Origin of the sequence: Sphingomonas aurea (assembly GCF_030678875.1) — a bacterium.
GTDB classification, from domain to species: Bacteria; Pseudomonadota; Alphaproteobacteria; order Sphingomonadales; family Sphingomonadaceae; genus Sphingomonas; species Sphingomonas aurea.
Map to the genome: position 1 here is coordinate 162,184 of NZ_JAUUDS010000004.1, position 26,239 is coordinate 188,422.

A 26,239-nucleotide genomic window follows, 5' to 3' on the forward strand; every position below is an offset into this window, starting at 1 on the left:
GCACCGGTTTGCCTGGGTCGATGAACGTCGTGCGCCGCCGAACGGCTCCATGACATTATCGTAGGGTTTGCCGGGCGGGTCGGCAACGAACAGGCCCGCCAGACGCTGTCGACGGACTTCCACGCGCGCGTTCGGCAGAGGTTTTCCATGCACATCAAGGCGGTATTGTTCGACATCGACGGCACACTGGTCGACTCCAACGAGCAGCACGTCACCGTGTGGGACGCAGTCCTGCGGCAGGAAGGCAAGGCGTGCGCGCGCCGGACGATCCACGACCAGATCGGCAAGGGCGCCGACATGCTGATCCCCACGCTGGTCCCCGATGCCGACGACGCGCTGTGCGATCGGCTGGCCGAGGCCCATGGCACGATGTTCAAGGAGAGGTTCCTCGACGGGGTGCGCCCCTTTGCCAAGGCGCGCGACCTGCTCGCCCGGGTGCACGCCGCGGGGCAGCGGGTCGTCCTCGCCTCCTCGGCATCGGCGGAGGAGCTGGATCATTATCTCGAACTGCTGGGCGCCCGCGATCTGGTCGCGGCCACGACCAGCGCCGACGATGTCGGCAATACCAAGCCCGCGCCCGATATCTTCGCGACCGCCCTCGACAAGGTCGCGCCGCTGACCTCCGCAGAGGTCATGGTGGTCGGCGACACGCCCTATGACATGGAGGCGGCGGCACGCTGCGGCATCGCGGCGATCGCGGTCAGGTCCGGCGGGTTCGACGATGCAGCGCTCACGGAGGCTGGGGCGCGGTACATCTACGACGATGTCGCTGCGCTCTATGCGGACTATGAACGGTCGCCGCTCGTGCGCTGATCGCCCGGATCAGCCTGCGGGCGTCGGAACCCTCATGCGCATGGCATAGTCGAACGCCGTCTCGATACTGGTCGGATCGGCAAGGCCCCGCCCAGCAATGTCGAACGCGGTGCCGTGATCGGGACTGGTCCGCACGAAGGGAAGGCCGAGCGTCACGTTCACCCCCTTCTCGATCCCCATATATTTGACCGGGATCAGGCCCTGGTCGTGATACTGGGCGACGACGATGTCGAACCGGCCCTTGCGTGCCTGCATGAACACGGTGTCGCCCGGCCATGGTCCGGACGCGTCGATCCCCTCCGCCCGCGCCGCCTCGATCGCCGGGCGGATGATGCGGATCTCCTCGTCACCGAACAGCCCGTCCTCGCCGGCATGGGGGTTCAGCCCGGCGACCGCGATGCGCGGGTGCGGGATACCCAGCGCTACCCCGGCTGCCTGTGCCAGGCGCAGCGCCGACATCTGCGCCGCGAAATCGGCACGCCGGATCGCGTCGGCCAGCGAGCAGTGGATCGTCACCAGCACGGTGCGGATCTCCTCGTTCGCCAGCATCATGGCGACGGTGCAGCCGCCGGCGTGATCCGCCAGCATCTCGGTATGCCCCGGATAGCGGATGCCCGCGGCCGACAGCGCCGCCTTGTTGATCGGCGCGGTGACGATACCGCGCACCCGGCCGCGCTTCGCCAGGTCGATCGCAGCGACGATCGCGTCATAGGCCGCCTGCCCCCCGGCGGCCGACACCTGCCCGACCGGCGGCAGCGTCGCCAGCCGCGAGCTGGCCAGCACGGGCAGCGCGCCGTTCCCGATCTCCACCTCGCCCGGCTCGCCGATCACCCGGACCTGCGCCTGGCCGTCGACGGCGCGCAGGGCCGCGGCCATCACGCCGGGATCGCCGACAACGATCCAGTGCCGCCGGTCGGGTCGGCGCACGAACATGCGAGCCACGATCTCCGGCCCGATCCCGCAAGGGTCGCCCATCGTCACGGCGAGCGGCGCATCGGCCAAGGTCATGGCCGCGCCATGCCAGAAAACATCGGATCCCGATACGGATGTCGATGGATCGCGACCGGCAGCGCCGCCGCCATCCTCACCCGGCCCGCCGCAGACCCCATTGATCGTAGGCATAGCGGCAAGCACCCAGCTGGAAGTGCCGATCGTCCAGCCGCTCCGCTTCTGCGCCCCTGGCGACGCCGCGCGCCATCCAGCCGGGCACCGACACCTGCCCGATCAGTCTTGGTCAGCTTGATCCCAATCACCCTCGCAGACTCCCCCGCATCCGCGGGGATCGCCCTCGTTTGCCACAGTCCGAAAACACGTCCGCACACGCGCTCGAACGCGACCAATCGACAAGGTCCGGGCCCCCTGCGATAGCCCACCACATGGCTCTCTCGACCAACGACCACTTCCCCCTCAGCCGGATCGCCATCGATCGGGGTGGGACGTTTACCGATGTGGTGGCGGAGCGTGCGGACGGGTCGATCGAGACGATCAAGCTGCTCTCGGTCGATCCCGGCCGCTACGACGATGCCGCGGTCGAGGCGGTGCGGCGGCTGACCGGTGTGCGGGACGGCGATCTGCCGCCGATCGATGTCCGGATCGGTACCACCGTGGCGACGAACGCGCTGCTCGAGCATCGCGGCGAACCGACGCTACTTGCGATCACGCGCGGGTTCGGCGATGCGCTGGCGATCGGATATCAGGAGCGGCCCGACATCTTCGCGCGCGATATCCGCAAGAACCCGCCGCTGCCCGCCCGCGTAGTGGAGATCGACGAGCGCGTCGACGTCGATGGGCGGACGGTCCGCGCGCTCGACCTGGTGGCAGCGGAGGCCGCACTGCGCAGCGCGCATGACGACGGTCTCCGCAGCATCGCCACCGTCCTGATGCACAGCTGGCGATATCCCGCGCACGAGCAGGCCCTCGCCGAACTCGCCGCACGGATCGGCTTTACCCAGATCTCGGTCAGTCACCGCGTCTCGCCACTGATCCGACTGGTCGCGCGCGGCGATACGACGACGGCGGACGCCTATCTGTCGCCGGTGCTGCGCCGCTATGTCGACGGACTGGAGGCGGCGTTCGGTGGCGAGCGGGTGCCGCTCTTCATGCAGTCCTCGGGCGGGCTGGCCGAGGCGCGCGGCGTCAGCGGCAAGGACGCGCTGCTCTCCGGCCCGGCCGGCGGGATCGTCGGCATGGCCGCCGCCGCGAAGGCGGCCGGGGTCGACCGGGTGATCGGGTTCGACATGGGCGGCACCTCGACCGACGTGTCGCTGTGGGCAGGCCGTTTCGAACGGCGGCAGGAGGCGGTGATCGGCGGCGTGCGCGTGTCGGCGCCGATGCTGCGGATCGACACGGTCGCCGCGGGCGGCGGATCGATCTGCCGCTTCGATGGCGGTCGCTTCGTGGTGGGCCCCGAGTCCGCCGGTGCCGATCCAGGGCCGGCCTGCTATCGCCGGGGCGGTCCGCTGACGGTGACCGACTGCAACCTGCTGCTCGGCAAGATCGTCCCCGGCCATTTCCCGGCCGTGTTCGGGCCGGACCGCGACCAGCCGCTCGACCGCGATGCCGCGGTGGCCCGGCTCGACGCGCTGCTGGATACGGTCGAGGCCGCAACCGGAACCCGCCCCGATCCGCTCGCCGCCGCAGAGGGTCTGGTCGCGATCGCGGTTGCCAACATGGCCGGTGCGATCAAGGCGGTGTCGGTCGCGCGCGGGCACGATCCGGCGAGCTATGCCCTGATGAGCTTCGGCGGCGCGGGCGGCCAGCACGCCTGCCTGGTCGCCGACGCGCTCGGCATGACGGAGGTGCTGGTCCACCCGATGGCGGGCGTGCTGTCCGCATGGGGGATCGCGCTGGCAGACCGTCGCGCGGTGCGGCAGCGGACGATCGGCCTGCCGCTGGACGATGCGGACTGGCGCGCTGCGCTGGGCGATCTGGCGGACGAGGCGCGGCGCGAGCTTGATGCCGATGCGGTGATCGAGGCGACCGCGACACTGCGGTACGCGCGCACCGACCAGGGCATCGACGTCCGCGTCGAGGATGGTGCGGCGATGGCGGCGGCGTTCGCGGCGGCGCACCGCGACCGTTTCGGGTTCGAGAGCGACGACGCGCTGATCGTGGAGCGATTGCAGGTCGAGGCGGTGCTCGCCACCGCGCCGCTCGCACAGATTCCCGTGGCTGCCACCGCCAGCACCGCCGAGCGGATCGAGGTAGCGATGGACGGTACGCTCCATCAGGCACCGCTCCACCGCCGCGATGCGCTGGGTGCGGGTAGCTGCGTGGGCGGGCCGGCACTGATCGTCGATGCGACCTCGACGGTCGCGGTCGAGCCGGACTGGTCTGCCGTCGTCCTCGGCGACGGCACGCTGCGGCTGACCCGATCGGCGCCGCGCCTTGTCGATGCCGGCAACGACACGGAAGTCGACCCGATCCGCCTCGCCATCTTTGCCGGGCTGTTCATGGGCCTGGCCGAGGAGATGGGTTCCGCGCTCCAGCGCAGCGCCGCCTCGGTCAATATCCGTGAGCGGCTGGATTTCTCCTGCGCGATCTTCGACGCGGGCGGCCACCTGATTGCCAATGCGCCGCACATCCCGGTGCATCTCGGCTCGATGGGCGACTGCGTCCGCCACCTGATCGCCAGTCGGTCCACGGACGGGCGCGGGATGCGGCCGGGCGACGCCTATGCCGTCAACGATCCCTATCGCGGCGGCACCCACCTGCCCGACATCACCGTCGTCCAGCCGGTGTTCGCAAGCCGGGATACCCCCGCCTTCTTCGTCGCGGCGCGCGGTCACCACGCCGATGTCGGCGGCACCAGCCCCGGCTCGATGCCCGCCGACAGCCGCACCATCCATGACGAGGGGGTGGTGTTCGACGACGTTCTGGTCCTTGCCGAGGGGCGGCTGCGCGATGCCGAGTTGCGCGCGCTGTTCGGCGGCGGAGCCTATCCCGCCCGCAACATCGACCAGAACATCGCCGACCTCGCCGCCCAGCTCGCCGCCTGCGCGCGCGGGGTCGCGGGGCTGGAGCGGCTGGCCGGGGAACAGGGGCTGGCCGTCGTTTCCGCCTATATGGAGCATGTCCAGGCCCATGCCGAAATGCTCGCCCGCCGCGTCATCCGCGACCTCGGCGACGGCGACTTCGCCTATCCGACCGATGATGGCGCGGTGGTGCGGGTTGCTGTGTGGGTCGACGCGCCGACGGGCGCGCTGACCGTCGATTTCACCGGCACCAGCGATCAGCGCCCCGGCAACACCAACGCACCGCTGGCGGTGACGCGGGCGGCCGTGCTGTATGTACTGCGCACGCTGGTCACGTCGGACACGCCGCTGAACGACGGGTTCCTGCGCCCCGTGACGCTGATCGTGCCGGAGGGATCGATGCTCAACCCGCGCTTCCCCGCCGCCGTCGTCGCCGGCAATGTCGAGACCAGCCAGGTCATCACCGACGCGTTGATGGGCGCGCTGGGCGCGATGGCGGCGAGCCAAGGGACGATGAACAACTTCACCTTCGGCGACGACAGCCGCCAATATTACGAGACGATCGCCGGCGGTGCCGGTGCGGGGCCCGGTTTCGCCGGGGCAAGCGCGGTGCAGACGCACATGACCAACAGCCGGCTGACCGATCCGGAGGTGCTGGAGACGCGCTTTCCCGTGCTGCTCGAGGAGTTTTCCATTCGCCGCGGCTCGGGCGGCGGGGGCGCGTGGCCGGGCGGCGACGGCGCGACCCGGCGAGTGCGCTTCCGCGAACCGATGCGCGCCAACATCCTGTCCAACCATCGTCAGGTCGCGCCGTTCGGCCTGTCGGGTGGCGGCGATGGGACGGTCGGCGCCAACCGGATCGAGCGTGCCGATGGCCGCATCGAGACGCTGGCCTCGGTCGCTTCGGCCGATATGGCTCCCGGCGACGTGTTCGTGATCGAGACGCCGGGCGGCGGCGGTTACGGCGGGGTACGCTGATGCTCGTCCTGTCCGGCGTCGCGGTGATCGCACTCGGTTTCCTGCTGCGGTTCAACCCGCTTCTCGTCATCGTCGTCGCGGCGCTGGTGACCGGCCTCGCCGCCGGTCTGGACCCGCTGACGGTGCTGGCGCGGTTCGGTCATGCCTTCAACGAGACGCGCTACGTCACCGCGATCTACATGGTGCTGCCGGCGATCGGGCTGCTGGAGCGCGCCGGGTTGCAGGCGCGTGCCCGCTCGCTGGTCGCGGGCCTGCGCGGGTTGACGGTCGGGCGGCTGCTCGCCGGCTACCTGCTGTTCCGCCAGATCTCGGCGGCGCTCGGCCTGACCGCGGTCGCCGGCCACCCGCAGACGGTCCGCCCGCTCGTCGCGCCGATGGCGGAAGCCGCTGCCGAGCGGCAGGGCGATGCCGATCCCGAACGGGTTCGCGCCCTGGCGGCGGCGACCGACAATATCGGCCTGTTCTTCGGCGAGGACATCTTCATCGCGATCGGATCGATCCTGCTGATGAAGGGGGTGCTAGACGGATATGGCATCCATATCGAGCCGTTCCACCTGTCGGTGTGGGCGATTCCGACCGCGATGGCCGCCTTCCTGATCCATGGTTTTAGACTCTGGCTGCTCGACCGACGCTTGGGGCGGCGGCCGGCATGATCGGGATCGGCTTCGTCTATCTGGTCGCCGGCAGCTTCTTCGCCACCTGCGCGCTGCTCGGGCTCGTCGACCGGCGCTGGGCCAACGCGCTGTTCCACGCGCTCCTCGCCACCTCCTTCTTCGCGGGCGACCGCATCGGGGACCTCGGCAACGGCGTGCTGGTGCTCGCGCTGGTCGCCACCGCGACATCGGGGCGGATGCGGCGCGGCGAGCCGGCCGATCAGGTGGCGCCGCGCGGCCCGCTCCTGATGCTGGCGCTGGTGATCCCCGCAACCGCGCTCGGCGGCACGCTGCTGTTCAAGCAGATGCCGGCGCTGATCGATCCGGCGCAGGCGACGCTGGTGGCGCTCGCCATCGGCGTGCTCCTCGCCCTCATCCTCTGCCATCTCTTCCTGCGTCCCGCTCCGCTCGACGGGATCAGGGCCGGGCGGCGGCTGCTCGACGAGATCGGCTGGGCGGCGGTGATGCCGCAGCTGCTCGCCAGCCTCGGCGCGGTCTTCGCGCTCGCCGGGGTCGGCGACGTGGTCGGCCGGCTGGTCGGCGGCGCGATCCCGGCGGGCAGTGTGTTCGGCGCGGTCGTCGCCTATGGCCTGGGCATGGCGCTGTTCACGATCGTGATGGGCAATGCCTTTGCCGCCTTTCCGGTGATGGCGGCGGCGGTCGGCATTCCCCTCCTCGTCCACCAGTTCGGCGGCGATCCGGCGCCGGTGGCGGCGATCGGGATGCTGGCGGGCTTTTGCGGCACGCTGCTGACCCCGATGGCGGCGAACTTCAACATCGTCCCCGCCGCCCTCTTGGAACTGAAGGACCGCTACGGCGTGATCCGCGCGCAGGCGGCGACGGCGCTGCCGCTCCTCCTCTTCAATATCCTGCTCCTCTGGTGGGTGATCCGATGACTGCGCTCGACCCGATCCTCGCCGCCCGCTTCGCGCGGATCACGCTGGACCATATCGGCCGCGAATATCCCTATAAGCTCGACCATATCCTGACCGGTCCTCACGACGCCGTGACCCCGGCGACGCTCCACCCGATCTTCCACGGCAGCTTCGACTGGCACAGCTGCGTCCATGGCTGGTGGCAGCTGCTGACGCTGCGTCGGCTGTTCCCCGACCTGCCCGAGGCGGAGGCGATCGCCGCGCGCGCCGACGCGAGGCTAACCCCGGCACTGGTCGCGGGCGAACTTGCCTATCTCGACCGGCCGATGAGCGCGGGGTTCGAGCGGCCCTATGGCTGGGCCTGGCTGCTCGCGCTCCATGCCGAGGCCATGCGCCACGACGCACCATGGGGTGGGGCGCTGGCCCCGCTCGCCGCCGCCTTCGCCGCGCGCTTCGCGGCCCATCTGCCCCGGCTGACCTACCCGATCCGTGTCGGCACCCACTTCAACACCGCCTTCGCCCTGATGCTGGCGCGCGACTGGGCGGTCGAGCACGACGCGGCGCTGGTCACGCTGATCGACGACCGCGCGCGCGACTGGTTCGGCCAGGATCGCGGCTGTCAGGCGTGGGAGCCGTCCGGCGACGACTTCCTCTCCCCCGCCCTGACCGAGGCGCTGCTGATGAGCCGCGTCCTGCCCGCGCCCGCGTTCGCGAAGTGGTTCGACGCGTTCCTGCCCGACCTGTGCCGGGGCGAGCCCGCGACGCTGTTCACGCCCGCCCATGTCTCCGATCGCAGCGACGGCAAGATCGCGCATCTCGACGGCCTCAATCTCAGCCGCAGCTGGTGCTGGCGATCGATCGCCGCCGCGCTCGGGGCGGCTCATCCGGTCGCGACCGACATGGCGGAGGCCGGCCGGCGGCATCTCGCCGCCAGCCTGCCGCACCTCGACGACAATTACATGGGCAGCCACTGGCTCGCGACCTTCGCGCTGCTCGCGACGGTGGGCTGATCGCGCCGATCCGGACCCTACCCGATCGTCACGCCCACCACGCGCCAGCCGCCGGCCTCGCGCTCGAGCGTGACCGTCTCCACCGCATCCGCCTCGTTGGCGAAGCTGGTGCTAAACTTCACCACCTCGTACCCGTCCGGCGGAGCGGGCAGGTTTTCCTGGCTCAGCAGGGTGCGTGAGATCATCTTGCCCAGCGGCACGCGGACCTTCTCCGACACCGTCACCCAGACCTGCGGCGTGTTCAGCTTGCGAAACGCCGCCCCGGTCATCCGGTAGCTCTCGTCCCAGCGCCCCTCGTCGACCAGGACCAGCCAGCGTCGCGCCGCGTCGGACACCTCCGACGGCGCCACCGCTGTCGCCGCGGGAGGCGGGGCGGCGACCTGAGGCAGGGCGGCAAGGGCGAACAGGCCGAGGACGAGGGTCATGAGCACGACTCCGATGAAGATCGCCGGACGGTGTGCCGCCGGGCGTGCGCCGCCGACCGGCGCTGTGCCCTGATCCGCGTCCGGCCCGCCCGGGTCACCCCCGATCCTGTCGTCCGCAAGTAAATCGGGGTGCGCGGCGCCGCCCCGACCCTCCGCATCCAGCAGCAGGCGTGCCGCCTCGCGGCTGCTCGACACCGCCAGCTTCCGCCGCGCGTCGCGCAGCCGCTCGTTGATCGTGTGGACCGACAGGCCCAGGCTGCGCGCGGTCGATTTCGCGTCGTGCCCACGCACGATCAGGCGAAGCGTCTGCTTCTCCTTCTCGGTCAGCGCCGACAGGCGTTCGTCCACCGGCGCGATCATCGTCCACGGCCTAGGCCGCGCCCATCGCCACAGCTACCCTGAAAAATTTGTAGCCGCGCAAACGGGATGTGCGGCGGCACCATCCATGTTAGCCTTACGTTTCCGACGCGCGCAGTCGGCGGAACGGAGGCAAGCATGTCGCTCATCATCAACGGGATCGCGGTACCGGCCCCGGTCGATCCCCGCGTGTCCCTGCTCGACCATCTGCGCGAGACGCTGCACCTGACCGGCACGAAGAAGGGCTGCAACCAGGGCGCGTGCGGAGCCTGCACCGTGCTGGCCGATGGCGAGCGCATCCTCTCGTGCCTGGCACTCGCCGTGCAGTATGACGGGCGATCGATCACGACGATCGAGGGGCTGGCGCAGGACGACGCCCTCCACCCCCTCCAGGCCGCATTCATCGAGCATGACGGGTTCCAGTGCGGTTATTGCACGCCCGGCCAGATCTGCTCGGCAATCGGCATGGCGGCGGAAGCCAGGCGCGGGGTGCCCAGCCATGTCACCACCGACCTGACCGCCGACGTCACCCTCAGCCGTGCGGAGGTGCAGGAGCGGATGAGCGGCAATCTGTGCCGCTGCGGCGCCTATAACGGGATCGTCGAGGCGATCCGGAGCACCGTCGCCGCCGAGGTGGCGGCATGACCCCCTTCAGCTACGCCCGCGCCAACGACGCGGCAGAGGCGCTGCAACTGGGTCGGGACGCCGCCGCAGCCTATCTCGGCGGCGGCACCAATCTGGTCGACCTGATGCGCGAGACGGTGGCGCGACCCGACCGGCTGGTCGACGTGTCCGGCCTGCCAGCCGACATCGCGGAAACCGAGGACGGCGGACTGCTGATCGGCGCGGCGGTGCGCAACACCGCACTGGCCGAGCATCACGCGGTGCGGACGCGCTATCCGATGCTGTCGCGCGCCATCGTCGCGGGGGCATCGGCGCAGATCCGCAACATGGCCACGGTCGGCGGCAATCTGCTGCAACGGACGCGCTGCACCTATTTCTACGATACCGACGGCTCCCGCTGCAACAAGCGGGCGCCCGGATCGGGATGCGACGCGCGCGAGGGGTTCAACCGCATCCACGCCATACTCGGCGCTTCCGACGCCTGTGTCGCGACGCATCCGTCGGACATGTGCGTGGCGCTGGCGGCGCTCGACGCGACTGTGCATCTGGAGGGGAGCGGAGGCGCGCGGAGGCTGCCCTTCGCCGACCTGCACCGCTTGCCGGGCGACCGGCCTGACATCGACACCGTGCTGGAGCCGGGCGAGCTTGTCACCGCGGTCGAGCTACCGCCGCTGCGCCTTGCCGCCACCTCGACCTATCGCAAGGTGCGCGACCGGGCGAGCTACGCCTTCGCGCTGATCTCGGTCGCCGCCGCGCTGGAGCTGGACGGCGACCGGATCGCCGACGTGCGGATCGCCTTCGGCGGCGTCGCGCACAAGCCGTGGCGCGCAACCCGCGCCGAGGAGGCGCTGCGCGGCGGTCCGGCGACCGATCAGGCGGTCCACGCGGCGGCGGCGCTTGAGTTCGCCGACGCCCGGCCGCTGCGCGACAATGCGTTCAAGCCGGCACTGGCGGCACGGACGCTCGCCGCCGTGCTCGGCGGCCTGGCTCGGGGAGAAGCGGCATGAGCATCGTCGACACCGCCAAACAGGCTGCGCAGGGCCTGATGCAGGGCGCGATGGAGAAGCTGGTGCCGCTCGCCCCCGACAGCTGGATACCGGGCGGCGTTCCCGACCCGCTGATCGCGCGCAAGCACGGGCTGATCGGCACGCCCGTCTCGCGCCTCGACGGTCCGCTGAAGGTAAAGGGCGGCGCGCGCTTCGCCGCGGAGTACCGGTTCGACGACATGGTCTATGCCGCGCTCGTCTACGCGACGATCCCGCGCGGCCGCATCGTCGCGATCGATCAGGCGGCGGCCGAGGCAGCCACCGGCGTGGTCCTGGTGATGACCCACCGGAACGCGCCGCGGATGAACACGCCCGCCGTGTTCGGATCATCGCCGACCGCGGTCGGACCCGCCGACCTGCCGATCCTGCAGGACGACCGTATCCATTGGAATGGCCAGCCGATCGCCTGCGTACTGGCAGAGACGCAGGAACAGGCGGACCACGCCGCCTCGCTCATCGCCGTCACCTATGATGAGGAGCCGTCGACCACCTCGCTGGCCGGGGCCAAGGCCAACGGGATGGAACAGGGCCTGTTCATGGGCCAGCCGCTGCTCAACGAGATCGGCGACGCAGAGGCGGCGCTGGCATCGGCGCCGCACCGCATCGACCATGTCTACCGAACGCCGCGCCACAACCACAACCCGATCGAGCCGCACGCCGCGACGCTCGCCTGGGTCGATGGCGGGCTGGTGATCCACGACGCCAGCCAGATGGTGACCCAGCAGGCGCAGACCATCGGCGAGGTATTCGACCTGACGCCCGATCAGGTTCGCCTCACCTCGCCCTATGTCGGCGGCGGTTTCGGGAGCAAGGGGCTGTGGGATCATCAGGTCATCGGCGCCGCCGCGGCGCAGCTGGCCGGACGGCCGGTCCGCATCACGCTGTCGCGGGAGGGCGTGTACCGCGTCGTCGGCGGACGGACGCTGACCGAACAGCGCGTCGGGATCGGCGCGACGGCGGATGGCCGGTTCCAGGCGCTCATCCACTCCGGTCTGTCGGTCATGACCCCGCACAATTCCATGCCCGAGCCGTTCATCCTCGGCACCCGTGCCGCCTATGCCGCACCGAATATCGCGCTGAAGGTGGAGATCGCGCGCATGAACATGCTCGCCAACACCTTCATGCGCGCGCCGGGCGAGGCGGTCGGCACCTTCGCGCTCGAATGCGCGGTCGACGAGCTGGCGGTGCAGATCGGCATCGACCCGGTCGACCTGCGCATCCTGAACGAGCCGGACAAGGATCCGACCTCCGGCCTGCCCTTCTCGTCGCGGCACATCGTCGAGGCGTGGCGCCGGGGGGCGGAGCGGTTCGGCTGGTCCGACCGCCCCGCCACCCCCGCCTCGCGCCGCGACGGCGAGTGGCTGGTCGGCATGGGCTGCGCCACCGGCACCTATCCCTATTACCGGATGCCCGGCGCGGAGGCACGGATCACCCTGACGCGCGACGGCGACGCTGTGCGCGCGACCGTGGAGGTCGCGGCGGCAGAGATGGGCATGGGCACCTCGACCACCACGGCGATCGTCGCGGCGGAGCGGCTGGGCCTGCCGCTCGACCGGGTCGAGGTGGCTTACGGCGACTCGGCCATCCCAGGCGCGATCATGGCCGGCGGGTCGCAGCAGACGGCGGCGATCGGTGCGGCGGTGATCGCCGCGCACAACGCGCTCGTCGCCGAGTTGCTGAAGCTCGCCGGCAATGATTCGGGATTGGCCGGCCTGTCCCCGGACGATGTCGGCAGCGTCGATGGCGGCCTGTCCAAGCGCGACGATCCGGTGCGGCGCGAGAGCTATGCCTCAATCCTGTCCCGCGCCCGGCGCGACAGCGTGACGGTGACGGCGGCGGGTTCGCCGCCGCTCGAGCTGATGCACTGGTCGATGCACTCGCACAGCGCGCTGTTCTGCGAGGTGCGGGTCAACGCGGTGACCGGCGAGACGCGGGTCACCCGCATGCTGGGTTCGTTCGATTGCGGGCGCATCCTCAATCCCCGCACCGCGACCAGCCAGTTCCGCGGCGGCATCATCATGGGGCTGGGCATGGCGCTGATGGAGGAAACCCAGTTCGACGAGCGGAGTGGCCGGATCATGAACCCCAGCCTCGCCGAATATCACCTGCCGGTGCACATGGACGTGCCGGAGATCGACGTGATCTGGACCGACATCGCCGATCCCCACACCCCGATGGGCGCGCACGGCATCGGCGAGATCGGCATCACCGGCGTCGCCGCCGCGGTCGCCAATGCCATCTACAATGCCACCGGCAAGCGGGTGCGGAACCTGCCGATCACGCTCGACAGGCTGCTTTAGCCGGCTGCCTCAGGTCCGCGGCAGCGCGAAGGCCATGGTATAGTCGCCGTAGCGGGTGCCGAGCGCGCCGTGCCCGCCGGCGGTGATGACCACATATTGCCGCCCGTCACGCCCGCGATAGGTCATCGGCGTCGCCTGCGCGCCTGCCGGCAACCGGGCCTTCCACACCACCTCGCCGGTGTTCAGGTCATAGGCGCGCAGATACTGGTCGGTCGTCGCGCCGATAAAGGCAAGGCCACCGGCGGTGATGATCGACCCGCCAAGGTTGGGCACGCCGGTCTTGATCGGCACGCCCAGATGCGATCCGAACAGACCGGTGTCGCGCGCGGTGCCCAGCACCTTCTTCCACGCGATCTTGCGCGTGTTCAGGTCGATCGCGGTCAGGTGGCCCCAGGGCGGCGCCACGCAGGGCGCGCCGAAGATGCCCACCCACGCCTTCACCACCGCGACGTACGGCGTATTGTACTGGGTCTGGAGCTGCGCCTGCATGGCGTTCTCGCCACCCTGCTTCTGCTTCATCAGGGAGGCGACGCGCGGATCGTCGCGGCGCATCAGCCACAGCTTGAACGGCATTTCCATCGTGTTGACGGTCATGATCCCGCGCACCGGATCGACCGCCGCGCCGCCCCAGTCGGTGACACCGTCGAAGGCGGGATGGCCGATGATCGGCTTCAGGCCCATCGGCTGGTAGATGCCGGTCCCCTGCGCACGACGAATGTCGATACGGCAGAACAGCTGATCGATCGGCGTCGCGCCCCAGGTCGCGACCTCGGTCGGGGCGGGCGGCGTGAAGCTGGGCATCCCGGTCGAGAAGGGCTGGGTCGGCGACACGCGCACGCCCGGCGTCGCGCCATCGGTCCGCACCGGTCGCTCGGTGATCGCGGCGATCGGCTGGCCGGTCAGGCGGTTCAGGAAGAACACCTGCCCCATCTTGGTGGTCTGGATCAGCGCCGGGACAACCTGTCCGTTCGGCGCGCGATAGTCGAACAGCGACGGCCCGATCGGCAGATCCATGTCCCACATGTCGCGGTGTACCAGCTGACGGGTCCAGCGCAGCTTGCCGGTCGCCACGTCGAGCGCGACGATCGAGCTGCCGAACCGGTCGTCGAACGGCCGGCGATACCCGATCCAGTAATCGGGAGAGGCGTTGCCGGTGCCCAGATAGACGATGCCGTTCGCCGCGTCCGCGGTGATCGCGCCCCAGACGTTCGGCGTGCCGCGTGTATAGACCTGCCCCGCCGGCAGTGGGGCGATCGCGTCCTGCGACCGGCCCACGTCCCATGCCCAGACTGGCGCACCGGACACGGGGTCATAGGCGCGGACCACCCCGCTTGGGATGTCGCGGTTGACGTTGTCGGTGATCCGCTCGCCGATGATGAGGCGACCGTTCACGACCACCGGCGGGGTCGTGCCGATCTGGTCGGACGGCTTCGACGTGCCCATGTTCGCGCGCAGGTCGATCGCGCCGCCGTTCGCGAAGCTGGGGCACGGCCGTCCGGTATCGGCGTCGAGCGCGACGAGGCGCGCGTTGAAGGTCGGCGCGAAGATGCGGTGCGGGCACGGCGTGCCGGCCGGTGCCTCGAAATAGGTGACGCCGCGGCAGACCAGATAGTTGTTGCCCTGGATCTTCGCGTCCTCGTGCCAGCTCCACTTGGTCTTGCCGGTGGTGGCGTCGATCGCCTGGACGAAGGAATGCGGCGTGCAGGTGTAGAGCGTGTCGCCGATATGGATCGGCGTCGCCTCGGAATGATATTCGCGCTTATGCTCGGTCGCCTCCGCCGGCATGGGCAGGTCGCCGGTGCGTTGCGTCCAGGCGAGTTGCAGGCGGCCGACATTCTGCGGCGTTATGTCGGCAAGCGTCGAGTAGCGGCGCCCGGACAGCGTGCCACCATAGTCGCGCCAGTCGCCGTCCGCCTCGCCCGTCGGCGCTGCCGGCAGCTGCACCGCTGGCGCGTCCTGCGCGACGACTCCTTGCCCGTGCAGCGTCAGCCCGGCGACGCACAGCACCGCTAGTCCCGCAGCGACGGCGGGCATCGCATGCCCGCGCGACCGCCACGAACGCCCGCGCAGGCCGGTCAGCAGCACCAGCACCAGCAGCACGGTGGGCGCAACCAGCCGCGGTACCAGCTGGAGCCCGTCCAGCCCCACCTCCCACACCGCCCAGATCAGCGTGCCGATCCACAGCGCGACGAACAGCCATCGCCCGAGCGGACTTTCGCGCCCGATCAGCGCTCCGCTGGCCACCATCGCGACGCCGACGATAAGATAATAGGGCGAACCACCCAGCGAGACGAGCACCCCGCCTGCGACCACGAAGAAACCACCCAGAATGGTGATGACCCAGGCCAGGACGATGGTGAGCAGCCGTGCCATATCCGCGCATTCCCTGTGATCTACGGGCCACAACGCAGCCGGCGGCGAAAAGTCCCCGTGCGGTCAGGCGCGACTGATCCGGTACGGCCCTGCACGAACGGACAGCGGCTGCCCCTTCCAGCTCAGCCGTACCGCACCCTCGGCAAGGAGCCGGTCGACCGCATCGTGCACGGCGGGCATCGCGTCGCGCCACGCATCGGCATGGCCGGCGGTCAGCGCGCGTGCGACCTCGCTCGGACAGACACTCGCCTCGGCGGCGCGGGCCGCGAGCAGCGCCAGGGTGGCTGCCCGCGCCTCGGTCATGCCCGGCGGAAGCATGTTGCCTCGTGATCGTCGATCAGCCCGCACGCCTGCATCCAGGCATAGACGATCACCGGGCCGACGAACTTGAACCCCCGTGCCTTCAGCGCTGCCGACAGCGCCTCGGATTCGGGCGACCGGGTCGCGGTGCCGTCGCCGACGATCGGATGTCCGCCAACGAAGCTCCAGCAGAAGGCGGCGAAATCCTCGCCCTTGTCCGCCATCGCCAGGACCGCGCGCGCATTGCCGATCACCGCCTCGATCTTGGCGCGGGAGCGCACGATTCCGGCGTCGGTCATCAACCGCTCGACATCGGCCGCGTCGAACCGCGCGACCCGCACCGGGTCGAAGCCGGCGAACGCGGCCCGGAACGCCTCGCGCTTGCGCAGGACGGTGATCCAGGCGAGCCCGGCCTGGAACCCGTCGAGCATCAGCTTTTCCCACAGCGCGCGGGCATCATGCTCGGGCACGCCCCATTCCGCGTCGTGATACGCGGCGAGCAGCGGCGCGCTCTGCGCCCAGCGGCAGCGCGGACGGTCAGGATCGATCGGCGAGGTCATGACGCTGGTGGCTAGGCGCTTCCACGAGCCGGGTCGATCAGTTCCGCGTGCCGCCGAACACCGGCGCACGCTTGCCGAGAAAGGCGGCGACGCCCTCGCGATAATCGTCGCTGCACCCCAGCACCCGCATCGCGTCGCGCTCGGCGTCCAGCTGCGCGTCGAGCGTAGTGCCAGAGGCCGCGCGGATCAGTCGCTTGGTTTCCGCCAGCCCCTGTGCCGGCCCGGCGGCAAGCCGCTCTGCTAGTGCCGTGGCGGTGTCGATCAGCGCATCGTCGTCGACACAGTCCCAGATCAGCCCCCACGCCGCCGCCCTCTCGGCCGACAGCGCGTCTCCGGTCAGCGCCAGGCCCAGCGCCCGCGCCTGTCCGACGAGGCGCGGCAGCACCCAGGTGCCGCCCGAATCGGGGATCAGGCCGACCTTCGCGAACGACTGGATGAACTTCGCCGACCGGCCGGCGACCACGATATCGCAGGCCAGCGCGACGCTGACTCCCGCCCCCGCGGCGACGCCGTTGACGGCGCAGACCACCGGCTTGGGCAGGATCGTCAGCCGCCGGATCAGCGGGGCATAGTGGCGCTCGATCGACTCGCCGAGGTCGATCGGCGTGCCATCGGCCGGCGCGACCCGGTCGGACAGGTCCTGCCCCGCGCAGAAGCCGCGACCGGCGCCGGTCAGCAGGACGGCGCGAACCTCGCCGTCCTCCGCGATCCTGTCGAGTGCGGCGGCCAGTTCGCCGTGCATCGCGGCGGTGAAGCTGTTCAGCCGCTCGGGCCGGTTCAGCGTGACACGCGCGACACCGTTCGCGCGTTCGACCAGGATCATCTCACGTCCCCTCAGACCCGTTCCAGCATCAGCGCGATCCCCTGCCCCACGCCGACGCACATGAACGCCATCGCATAGCGGCCGCCGGTGCGGTGCAGCTCCTCGACCGCCGACAGGGTGATGCGCGCACCCGACATGCCGAGCGGGTGGCCGAGCGCGATGGCGCCACCATTGCGGTTCACCCGCGGGTCGTCCCACGCGATGCACAGGTCGCGCAGCGTCGCGATCGCCTGGCTGGCGAACGCCTCGTTCAGTTCGATGACGTCGAGCCGATCGAGCGCGATGCCGGTGCGGTGCGCCAGTCTGCGCGCCGCCTCTATCGGACCGACGCCCATGATCCGTGGTGCGATGCCGGCCGCTGCCATGCCGAGCACCCTTGCCCGCGGTGTCAGGCCGTGGCGCGCCGCCGCGGCCTCCGACGCGACCAGCATGGCCGCGGCCCCATCGTTCAGCCCGGAAGCATTGCCGGCGGTCACCGTGCCATCGGCGCGCACCACCGGCTTCAGCTGCGCGAGCGCGGCGAGGCTGGTGGCGCGCGGGTGCTCGTCCTGCGCGAACAGGATCGGCTCGCCCTTGCGCTGCGGGATCTCGACCGGCACGATCTCCGCGGCCATGCGCCCGCTGGCGATCGCCGCGGCGGCCTTTTCCTGGCTGGCGAGCGCGAACCGGTCCTGCTCCTCGCGCGACACCTGCCACTGGTCGGCGACGTTCTCGCCCGTCTCGGGCATCGAATCGACGCCGTACGCATGCCGCATCGCCGGATTGACGAAACGCCAGCCGAGGACCGTATCCTGCAGCGTCTGCGCGCGGTCGAACGGGCCCGCCGCCTTGCCCAAAACATAGGGCGCACGGGTCATGCTCTCGACCCCGCCGGCAATCATCAGCTCGGCGTCGCCGGCGCGGATCGCTTGCGCGGCCGATCCGACCGCGTTCAGCCCCGACCCGCACAGCCGATTGACGGTCACCCCCGCCACCGTATCCGGCAGACCGGCGAGCAGCACCGCCATGCGTGCGACGTTGCGATTGTCCTCACCCGCCTGATTGGCGCAGCCCAGGATCGCATCGTCGACCGCCGCCCAATCGACGTGCCGATTGCGCGCCGCGAGCGCACGGATCGGCACGGCGGCGAGATCGTCGGCACGGATCGTCGACAGTCCGCCGTTCAGCTTCCCGATCGGGGTACGGACGGCGTCGCAGATATAGGCGTCGGGCATATGACCTCGCGCTTGGGTGACTGGATGATGCGCAGCGATACCGCGCCCCGACGGTGGTCTGCCATAGCCGCGTCGGCGGCACTGCGACATTCCAACCGTGATTTACATCCGCCCGCCCGGCCGCGCGTGACCGCACCCGCCTGCCCACCTAGCATCCGGTCGTGGACAGGATCATGAGCGGAACGGCGCTGGTCACGGGCGGCGCGCGCGGCATCGGCGCGGCAACGGCAGAGGCCCTGGAGCGGGCGGGCTGGCGCGTGCTGGCCGCCGATATCGACGCACGGGCGGTCGCCGAAGCGGATACAGGCTGGTGTGCCGCCGGTCGGGCCATCGCCGGTGTTCAACTCGACGTGACCGACCGAGCGGCGGTCGGCGCGCTGCTCGACGCGCACGGGCCGGTGACGCTGGTCGTCAACAATGCCGCAGTGCCGGCCGACATGCTCCCATTCGCCGATCTGACGGCACCTCAGTTCGAACGGGCTTTGCGCATCAACGTGCTCGGCAGCTTCATCGTCGGGCAGGAGGCGGCGCGGCGGATGACGGGCGGCGCGATCGTCAACATCGCCTCGCGCGGGTATCTGGGCGGCATCGGCGGCGCACATTACGTCGCCTCCAAGGCGGCGGTGGTCGGGCTGACCCGCGCGATGGCGATCGAACTCCGCTGGCGCGGCATCGCGGTGAACGCGGTCGCTCCGGGCATGGTGGACACTCGCATGATCAAGCATTTCACCCCGGCGATGCGCGCCCGCCTGACCGAGCTTGAGCCGAGCGGCGGCGCGCTCGACCCGCAGGTCATCGCCGACACGATCGTCTTCCTCGCCTCTCCCGCAGGCCGCGCGATGAGCGGGCAGGTGCTGCTGGTCGACGGCGGCAAGGCGCTCGGCGTGGCCCTTTACTGAGGCGGAGACATGATGGCTGCACGATCCCTGCTGGTACTGGGCAAAGCGGACGGCGTTGCCGCCGCGATCGGTGCGGTGCTGTGCGCCGGCGACTATTCTCCCGTTGCGGAGGGACAGATCGCCGACGCGATCCTGATCGACGGTGTCGATGAGGCGCCCGACACCCCGTTCCTCGACCTGACGGAAGAGGCGTTCGTGGCGCAGGCGATCGACGCTACGCTTGACCGGCGCGCCGCCCTGCTGACCGCGCTGGAATGCGCCGCGGCGGATGCGGCGATCCTGGTGATCGCGTCGGACGCGTATCTGGGGCGGTGGCACGGCGCCGGACAGGCGGCGGGCAGCGCGGCGCTGATCGGCATGATGCGCAGCGTCGCGATGGAGCATGGCCGCTCCGGCCTGCGCGTCAACGCGCTGGCGCTGCCTTCCGGGGTCGACCCCGAGGCGGCCGCCGTCCTGGCCGCGGCGCTGATCGAGAGCCCCGCCGCACACGGCCAGTGCGTGCTGGCCGACGGCGGCGACAATCTGAAGCTGCGTCAGGCGCGGCGACGCTGAGCCGCTACGCGGTTTCCAGCCCCAGTTCCCGCATCGCGATGGTGAGTGCGGTACGATAGTCGCTCTTGCCGCTGGCGTGGCGCGGCAGGGTGTCGAGCAGGATGATGTGCTTGGGCATCTTGTACGCTGCCAGTTCGGCCAGCATCTCGCGCTGTGCGACGCCTGCATCGTACCGATCGGTGACGCAGGCCAGCGCCACGACCTTCCGCCCCCAGACCGGGTCGGGCACACCGACGACGATCGCGTCCTCGATCCCCGACGCACGCTTCATCGCCTCTTCCACCTCTTCGGCGAACACCTTCTCGCCGCCGGTGTTGATGACCATGTTACCGCGGCCGACCAGCCGCAGCCGGCCGTCCGCCTCGCGCACCGCCATGTCGCCGGGGATCGCCAGCACCTCGTCGCCGATCCGGCGATAGGTCGCGGCGGTCTTGGCCGGGTCGCCGTGATAGCCCAGGCCGAACGGCGCGCGGCGCGCCAGCCAACCCTCGCCCGGCTGGTCCGCCTCCAGCACGCGGTCGGTTTCCGGCTCGACCAGCACGGTGTGGCGGCCGGGCTCGAACCAGCCGGTCGGCGTCTCGCTGGTCGCGGTGGTGATCGCGTACCCGAAGCCGGACGCCTCGGAGGCACCCAAGATGTCGACCAGCGTCAGCTGCGGGATGGCGTCGACCAGCACCCGCTTCACCTCACGACTCCACATCAGCCCGGCGGACGAGATGACGCGCAGCGACGAAAGGTCCCATCGGCCGGGATGACGCTGCAACGCCTGCGCCATCGGCCGGGCGAAGACGTCGCCGACGATCAGGATGCGGGTGGCGCGCGTCCGCTCCGCCTCGTCCCACAGGCGTTCGGCGTCGAAGCGGGTGTCGGGCAGCAGCACCGCGGTGCCGCCGCCCACCAGCTCCGCCATAGAGCTGTTCAGCCCGGCACCGTGCATCAGCGGACAGGCCGGGATGACCCGGCCGGGCAGTGGGTTCTCCGCCACCATCGCAACATGGTCGGCCATGGTCCGCACGACCGTCTTGATCGTCGGCGCCTCCAGCTGCGACACGCGCGCGTCGCCCGACCGCCACATCACGCCCTTGGGCTTGCCGGTCGTGCCGCCGGTATAGAGCAGATACCCATCCTCGGGCGAGCGGGTGATGTCGAGCGGGCGGCCATCGCCCTCCCCGACCATCGCGTCGTATTGGCCGCCGTCGATCTGCACCGCCAGCGCCAGCGACGGCAGCAGCGGCGCGACCAGCTCGGCGAACTCCGCCTGATAGAACAGGCCCTGCGCCTGGCAGTCCTGCAGGACATAATCGATCTCGCCGGTCGTGTAGCGATAGTTGATATTGACGTGGCTCAGCCGGGCCTTGAACGCGGCACAGGCGATCTCGATGAACTCGGGGATGTTGCGCGCCAGGATGGCGACGCGCGCGCCGGTCGGCAGCCCGGCGGCGAGCAGCGCGCGCGCGAGCCGGTTGGTGCGCGCGTCGAAGTCGGCCCAGCTGACGACGCGCTCGCCGTGGATCAGCGCGGGGCGGTCGCCCGGCACCGCCGCCGCCGTCGCGTCGAGCAGGTCGCCGAAGTTCCAGTCGCCTGCGACCGGTCGCACCGTCCCCTCCCCGGCGGTCATCGTCAGCGCCCCTGGAAGACCGGCGGGCGCTTCTCGACAAAGGCGGCGACGGCCTCGCGCGCGTCCTCCGACTGGGCGAGCTTGGCGGTGTTGCCCTGCTCGTACACATAACCGTCGCGCAGCGTCATGTTCTCGATCGTCCGCATCGAATCCTTGGCCAGCCGCGTCGCCAGCGGGCTCTTCGACGCGATGGTGCGCGCCATATCCATCGCAAACGGCATCAGCTCGTCATGCGGCAGGCACGCCTCGATGATGCCGCGGCGATACAGCTCCTCGGCCGGCGCGCGATAGCCGGTCAGCATCATGCGCCGCGCCAGCGAGTGCGGCAGGATGCGCGCGGCGTGCTTGCCCCCGCCCATCAGGCCGACATCGACCTCCGGCAGGCCGAATACCGCGCGCTCGGAGGCGACAATGATGTCGCACGCCGCGACCAGCCCCAGCCCCGCACCCAGTGCCGGGCCGTTGACCGCTGCGATCGTCGGCTTGGCGTTGTCCATGATGCAGTATCCGACCTCGCGCACCCAGCGGTTGCGGCTCCAGCGCGCACCCGGCGCCGACAGGTCCATGCGGTTCTTCAACTCCGCTCCCGCGGAGAAGCACTTGCCCGCGCCGGTCAGCACGACGCAGCGCACGTCGTCGCGGTCGTTGAAGGTGTCGAAGACGGCGATAAGCTCCTGGATGAACTCCATCGGCTGCGCATTCACCGGCGGGTTGTCGAGCGTCACCACGGCGACGTAATCGGCGACGTCCAGCTTTATCAGGCTCACTTGCCTCTCCCACATTGCGCTTTGATTTGGCCGTATCATTGATCGGTGCGCGCCCGCGGTGAAGCCGCATCGCCGCCTGCCCGGCCCTTAATCCTATATGCGATTGCCCCGCGATCGGGCCTCCGGGTCGGATATCCCGTCTATGATATTGGCCCGCGACGGGCCGAACGCGTTGAGGGGCGACCATCCCCGTGGCGACAATGTGCGCAACGAACACGCAATATCGTGTCTTAAAAAGCCTGGGGAGGATCACACTTCATGCGCGTCCAACGTCTCTCGACCCTGCTACTGCTAAGTTCGGCCCTGATCGTGACCCTGCCGGCCGCGGCGCAGACCAGCACGGATACTCCGCCGGACATGCCCCCCGCCGCGGCGGATACGCCCGAGCAGCAGAGCAATGAAATTCCCTCTCGCAACGGCGGCCTAGACGACATCGTGGTCACCGCGACCAAGCGCGGCGAGGCGCAGAGCGTGCAGGACGTGCCCTTCGCCGTCACCGCGTTCGGCAGCAACCAGCTCGACGAACAGCACATCCGCTCGATCGCCGGGCTCAGCTACGACATCCCGAACGTCCAGCTGACCGAACTCGGCACCGCGCCGGGCTACGCCAATTTCTCGATCCGCGGCCTCGGCATCAACAGCTCGATCCCGTCGATCGACCCGACCGTCGGCACCTTCATCGACGGCGTCTATCTGGGCGTCGGCGGCGGCGTGGTGCTCGACACGTTCGACCTGGCGGGCGTCGAGGTGCTGCGCGGCCCACAGGGCCTGTTGTTCGGCCGCAACGTGACGGGCGGTGCCGTCGTGATCCGCTCCACCGTGCCCAGCAACACCTTCCACGTCGACTTCAAGGCGGCGCTGTCGACCGGCCTGGAAAAGAACGCCAGCATCGTCGTCAGCGGCCCGCTGGTCCAGGACAAGCTGCAGGCGAAGCTGGCCGTCTATTACAACTACGACAATGGCTGGTTCACCAACCAGTTCAACAACAACAAGAATTTCGGCCGCGACCGTACCATGATCGTGCGCCCCGTGCTGCGCTGGACGCCGACGAGCGACGTCGAGGCGATCCTCCGTTTCGAACATGGCGCGATGCGCGGCGACGGCGCGCGGCCGACCAATTTCGGCCTGTTCGGTGCCAACACCTTCAACATCTCGGTCAACGAGGAAGGGCTGTCGCGCAACCTGTGGAACCAGCTGAGCCTGGAGACGAATTTCGACGTCGGCTTTGGCAACGGCAAGATCACCAACATCGCCGCCTATCGCGACTTCAAGGGCGACCTCATCACCGATCTCGATGCGACGCCGCGCACCGACTACCACTTCTACACGCACACCGACCAGAACCAGTTCAGCAACGAGCTGCGCTACGCCGGCACGTTCGGGCGCGTCGACGTGACGACCGGCCTCTACTACTTCGGCCAGCAGATCGAATATCTCGAGAAGCGGCTGCTGTCGGGCGGCAATCTGACCATCGCCGGTGGCGGTGTGCAGAACCAGCACTCCTACGGCGCCTTCGCCTCGTTCGACTGGCACCTGACCGACCAGATCACCTTGAACATCGGCGGTCGCTATTCCAACGAGGACAAGCGCGTCCGCATCGCCAACATCGTCGCGGGCAGCTGCAACTTCGACGCGCGCACCTGCAACTACACCTTCTTCAGCAAGAAGCGCTGGGACGGCTTCACCCCGCGCCTGGGCGTGCAGTTCAAACCGACCGATCAGACCCAGCTCTACGGCTTCTACGCGCGCGGTTTCCGCAGCGGCGGCTACAATCTCCGCTCGATCAACACCGCGGTCGCACCGGGCCCGTTCGACCAGGAGGTGCAGGACTCGTTCGAGATCGGCCTGAAGCAGGATTTCGGCCGGGTGCTGCGCGTCAATCTCGCCGGCTTCCACAACAAGATCCACAACGTCCAGCGCGAGATCGTGACCCCGGTCGCCGGCGTCGGCGCGTTCCAGGTCATCAACAACGCCGCCGACGTGACGATCAAGGGCGTGGACGCCGAAGTGGTGCTGAAGGTGCCCGGTACCGGCCTGTCGATGACCGGCCAGCTCGGCTATACCGATGGCAATTACGACCGGATCTTCGCCGACCTGAACAACGATCGGGTGATCGACGCGAAGGATTATGCCCTGATCCTGCCGCGACTGTCGAAATGGACCTATGGCGGATCGGTCAACTACTCGCTGCCGGTCGGCGACGGCACGATCGACGCACGCGGCGCGGCCAATTACCGCAGCATCGCCTATTATAACGAGCTGAACACCGGCATCCTGCCTGCCGCGACGATGGTCGACGCGAACCTCGCCTATTCCGTTGGCCGCTACAAATTCTCGATCTTCGGCACCAACCTGCTGAACGAGGTTACGTTTGGGATCTCCGGTCCGCTGCCCTTCTTCGCGGGCAGCACCTTCTCGGCACTGAACAAGGGCCGCGTCATCGGCGCGGAATTCCAGTACAAGTTCTGAACGCCGGACGATTCCGAGGGAGGCGCCGACCCGAGTGGTCGGCGCCTCTTTTCTATTCTGCCGCCGGGCCGACGTCGCCATAAGCGGAATAGCCGCCGTCGACCGCATAGCTCATGCCGGTGACGTAGGAGGCCGCGTCCGACGCAAGGAAAGCGACGGCGTCCGCCACCTCGTCCGGCTGGCCCAACCGCCCCATCGGCACGCGCGCGCGGATCGCGTCTAGGTCGCGCAAGCCTGCATCGGCAAGCCCCTGGATCCCGGGCGTCGATATGTACCCCGGCGCGACCGCATTGACGCGAATGCCATGCTCCGCCCACTCGCAGGCCAGGCTCTTGGTCAGCATCGTCACGCCCGCCTTGGCCGCGCAATAGGCGTTGCGCCGCGGCAGGCCGCCGGTCGCCGCGATCGACGACAGGTTGACGATCGCACCGCCCCGTCCGCCCGCGACCATGCTCCGCGCCACCGCGCGCGACGCGATCAGCGTTCCGGTCAGGTCGACGTCGAAGACGCGGCGGAAGCGCTTGGTCGCCTGATCGATCGTCGCCTCGAAGCGGTCGGCGATGCCGGCGGCGTTGACCAGCACGGCAACGGGGCCGTGATCGCGCACCACCGCCGCGACCGCCGCCTCCACCGCCGCCTCGTCGGTCACGTCGACCGGGATGTCGGCAGTGCGATCCAGTACCGCCACCGTCCGGCCTGCTGCCGCGAGCCGCGCCGCAACCGCCGCGCCGATCCCGGACGCGCCGCCGGTCACGATCGCGCAGCCCGCCGGCACCTGTCCACCGACGGCCGCGACCGACGCCGGCGCGCGACCGCCATAGGCCGCCACCCCGCCATCGGCGACGATCGCGGCGCCGGTGACGTAGGGGGCGTCGGCGACATGGGCGATCACCGCTGCGATCTCCGCGGGTTCCGCCATCCGGCCGAGCGGCACCGCCGCCCCTGCGACCGCAGGATCGAACTTGCCCGCGCGCTCCAGCGAAGCGAGGATCTCGGTCCGGACATAGCCGGGCAGCACCGCGTTGACGCGCACCCCGCCCGCCGCCCACTCGCAGGCCAGGGCACGGGTCAGGCCCAGCACCGCCGCCTTGGTCATGCTGTACGGCGTTCGCCCCGGCAGCGCGGCAAGCGCGGCGCCGGACGACAGGTTGACGATCGCACCACCGCCCTGCGCCAGCATCACCCGCGCCGCCTCGCGCGCGGCGACGTAGCTACCCTCGACGTTCACCGCGATCAGCCGGCGTACCTCTGCGATCGGCTTGTCTAGGACCTTGCTCGCCTGCGGATCGACGATGCCGGCATTGTTGACCAGGATGTCGATCCGCCCGAACCGCGCCGCCACCGCCGCGGTCGTGCGGACCACCGCATCCTCGTCCGCGACGTCCATCGGCAGTCCGACATGCGGGTCGCCGAGTTCGGCCGCTCTCGCCTCGACGGCCGCAGCATCGATATCGGTCAGCACCACCGTATCGCCACCCTCGGCGAATACCCGCGCGGTGGCGAGGCCGATCCCCGCAGCGGCGCCGGTGACGATCACGATGCGGGACGGCGCCATGGCTCTCTCTCCTGTTCGGGCTGTTTTGCCGCAATCAATCGCGGGACCGGTCGC

21 protein-coding genes are annotated in these 26,239 nt (G+C 69.9%); 11 read left to right on the top strand and 10 right to left on the bottom strand.

Annotated features, from left to right (window positions below; genetic code table 11):
- Positions 1–147 precede the first annotated feature (147 nt).
- A complete protein-coding gene (locus Q5H91_RS10260) occupies positions 148–813 on the top strand; it encodes an HAD family hydrolase (protein ID WP_305173304.1) in 666 nt (221 codons plus the stop codon).
- A gap of 9 nt (positions 814–822) precedes the next feature.
- On the opposite strand, the gene pdxA is transcribed toward Q5H91_RS10260, so the two are convergent.
- Positions 823–1,821: a 4-hydroxythreonine-4-phosphate dehydrogenase PdxA gene (gene pdxA, locus Q5H91_RS10265; protein WP_305173305.1), complete on the bottom strand. Its 999-nt coding sequence runs from the start codon at positions 1,819–1,821 to the stop codon at positions 823–825.
- A 368-nt stretch (positions 1,822–2,189) separates the two neighbouring features.
- Between pdxA and Q5H91_RS10270 the strand changes: the two genes are divergently transcribed.
- The 4 genes from Q5H91_RS10270 to Q5H91_RS10285 are packed head-to-tail and all read left to right on the top strand — an operon-like array spanning position 2,190 to position 8,303.
- Entirely contained in the window at positions 2,190–5,765 is a 3,576-nt protein-coding gene (locus tag Q5H91_RS10270) for a hydantoinase B/oxoprolinase family protein (protein WP_305173306.1), read from the top strand.
- Complete coding sequence (locus Q5H91_RS10275; protein WP_305173307.1) at positions 5,765–6,418, top strand: DUF969 domain-containing protein; 654 nt, start codon at positions 5,765–5,767, stop codon at positions 6,416–6,418. The genes Q5H91_RS10270 and Q5H91_RS10275 overlap by 1 nt, the downstream gene beginning before the upstream one ends.
- Entirely contained in the window at positions 6,415–7,314 is a 900-nt protein-coding gene (locus Q5H91_RS10280; RefSeq protein ID WP_305173308.1) for a DUF979 domain-containing protein, read from the top strand. The genes Q5H91_RS10275 and Q5H91_RS10280 overlap by 4 nt, the downstream gene beginning before the upstream one ends.
- Positions 7,311–8,303, top strand: coding sequence for a DUF2891 domain-containing protein (locus Q5H91_RS10285; RefSeq protein ID WP_305173369.1), 993 nt, complete (start codon positions 7,311–7,313; stop codon positions 8,301–8,303). Before Q5H91_RS10280 ends, Q5H91_RS10285 begins: the two co-directional genes overlap by 4 nt.
- 17 nt (positions 8,304–8,320) lie before the next feature.
- Here Q5H91_RS10285 and Q5H91_RS10290 read toward each other — a convergent pair whose 3' ends face one another.
- On the bottom strand, positions 8,321–9,088 hold the full coding sequence (locus tag Q5H91_RS10290; RefSeq protein ID WP_305173309.1) for a helix-turn-helix domain-containing protein: 768 nt from the start codon (positions 9,086–9,088) through the stop codon (positions 8,321–8,323).
- A gap of 135 nt (positions 9,089–9,223) precedes the next feature.
- On the opposite strand from Q5H91_RS10290, the gene Q5H91_RS10295 reads away from it, so the two are divergent.
- From Q5H91_RS10295 to Q5H91_RS10305, 3 genes are read left to right on the top strand one after another with little or no spacing between them, the layout of a single operon-like run.
- Positions 9,224–9,730, top strand: coding sequence for a 2Fe-2S iron-sulfur cluster-binding protein (locus Q5H91_RS10295; protein WP_305173310.1), 507 nt, complete (start codon positions 9,224–9,226; stop codon positions 9,728–9,730).
- The gene (locus Q5H91_RS10300; RefSeq protein WP_305173311.1) at positions 9,727–10,716 is read left to right on the top strand and encodes an FAD binding domain-containing protein; all 990 of its coding nucleotides are present in this window, start codon (positions 9,727–9,729) and stop codon (positions 10,714–10,716) included. The genes Q5H91_RS10295 and Q5H91_RS10300 overlap by 4 nt, the downstream gene beginning before the upstream one ends.
- Positions 10,713–13,055 (top strand): xanthine dehydrogenase family protein molybdopterin-binding subunit, encoded by a 2,343-nt coding sequence (locus Q5H91_RS10305; protein WP_305173312.1) that lies wholly within the window; start codon positions 10,713–10,715, stop codon positions 13,053–13,055. Before Q5H91_RS10300 ends, Q5H91_RS10305 begins: the two co-directional genes overlap by 4 nt.
- Before the next feature lie 9 nt (positions 13,056–13,064).
- Here the strand turns inward: Q5H91_RS10305 and Q5H91_RS10310 are convergent, their stop codons facing one another.
- The 5 genes from Q5H91_RS10310 to pcaF form a co-directional block, all read right to left on the bottom strand.
- Complete coding sequence (locus tag Q5H91_RS10310; RefSeq protein WP_305173313.1) at positions 13,065–15,428, bottom strand: membrane-bound PQQ-dependent dehydrogenase, glucose/quinate/shikimate family; 2,364 nt, start codon at positions 15,426–15,428, stop codon at positions 13,065–13,067.
- 63 nt (positions 15,429–15,491) lie between these two features.
- The gene (locus Q5H91_RS10315; protein ID WP_305173314.1) at positions 15,492–15,731 is read right to left on the bottom strand and encodes a DUF3253 domain-containing protein; all 240 of its coding nucleotides are present in this window, start codon (positions 15,729–15,731) and stop codon (positions 15,492–15,494) included.
- Positions 15,728–16,288, bottom strand: a complete 561-nt coding sequence (locus tag Q5H91_RS10320) for a DNA-3-methyladenine glycosylase I (RefSeq protein ID WP_305173315.1) — start codon at positions 16,286–16,288, stop codon at positions 15,728–15,730. Before Q5H91_RS10320 ends, Q5H91_RS10315 begins: the two co-directional genes overlap by 4 nt.
- A gap of 37 nt (positions 16,289–16,325) precedes the next feature.
- Positions 16,326–17,111 (bottom strand): 2-(1,2-epoxy-1,2-dihydrophenyl)acetyl-CoA isomerase PaaG, encoded by a 786-nt coding sequence (gene paaG, locus Q5H91_RS10325; RefSeq protein WP_305173316.1) that lies wholly within the window; start codon positions 17,109–17,111, stop codon positions 16,326–16,328.
- A gap of 11 nt (positions 17,112–17,122) precedes the next feature.
- Entirely contained in the window at positions 17,123–18,325 is a 1,203-nt protein-coding gene (gene pcaF / locus Q5H91_RS10330) for a 3-oxoadipyl-CoA thiolase (RefSeq protein ID WP_305173317.1), read from the bottom strand.
- A gap of 173 nt (positions 18,326–18,498) precedes the next feature.
- On the opposite strand from pcaF, the gene Q5H91_RS10335 reads away from it, so the two are divergent.
- Together Q5H91_RS10335 and Q5H91_RS10340 are read left to right on the top strand one after the other, a co-directional pair.
- Entirely contained in the window at positions 18,499–19,224 is a 726-nt protein-coding gene (locus Q5H91_RS10335) for an SDR family NAD(P)-dependent oxidoreductase (RefSeq protein WP_305173318.1), read from the top strand.
- Positions 19,225–19,236: 12 nt separating this feature from the next.
- The gene (locus Q5H91_RS10340; protein ID WP_305173319.1) at positions 19,237–19,776 is read left to right on the top strand and encodes an SDR family oxidoreductase; all 540 of its coding nucleotides are present in this window, start codon (positions 19,237–19,239) and stop codon (positions 19,774–19,776) included.
- A 4-nt stretch (positions 19,777–19,780) separates the two neighbouring features.
- Here the strand turns inward: Q5H91_RS10340 and Q5H91_RS10345 are convergent, their stop codons facing one another.
- Both Q5H91_RS10345 and Q5H91_RS10350 read right to left on the bottom strand, forming a co-directional pair.
- Positions 19,781–21,394 (bottom strand): AMP-binding protein, encoded by a 1,614-nt coding sequence (locus tag Q5H91_RS10345; RefSeq protein ID WP_305173320.1) that lies wholly within the window; start codon positions 21,392–21,394, stop codon positions 19,781–19,783.
- 2 nt (positions 21,395–21,396) lie between these two features.
- Positions 21,397–22,161 carry an enoyl-CoA hydratase/isomerase family protein gene (locus tag Q5H91_RS10350; protein WP_305173321.1) on the bottom strand — a complete coding sequence of 255 codons (765 nt, stop codon included), beginning with the start codon at positions 22,159–22,161 and terminating at the stop codon, positions 21,397–21,399.
- Between the two features lie 258 nt (positions 22,162–22,419).
- Here Q5H91_RS10350 and Q5H91_RS10355 point away from each other — a divergent pair, with 258 nt between their 5' ends.
- Positions 22,420–24,630: a TonB-dependent receptor gene (locus Q5H91_RS10355; RefSeq protein WP_305173322.1), complete on the top strand. Its 2,211-nt coding sequence runs from the start codon at positions 22,420–22,422 to the stop codon at positions 24,628–24,630.
- A 52-nt stretch (positions 24,631–24,682) separates the two neighbouring features.
- Here Q5H91_RS10355 and Q5H91_RS10360 read toward each other — a convergent pair whose 3' ends face one another.
- Positions 24,683–26,185 carry an SDR family oxidoreductase gene (locus tag Q5H91_RS10360; RefSeq protein ID WP_305173323.1) on the bottom strand — a complete coding sequence of 501 codons (1,503 nt, stop codon included), beginning with the start codon at positions 26,183–26,185 and terminating at the stop codon, positions 24,683–24,685.
- Between the last annotated feature and the right edge of the window lie 54 nt (positions 26,186–26,239).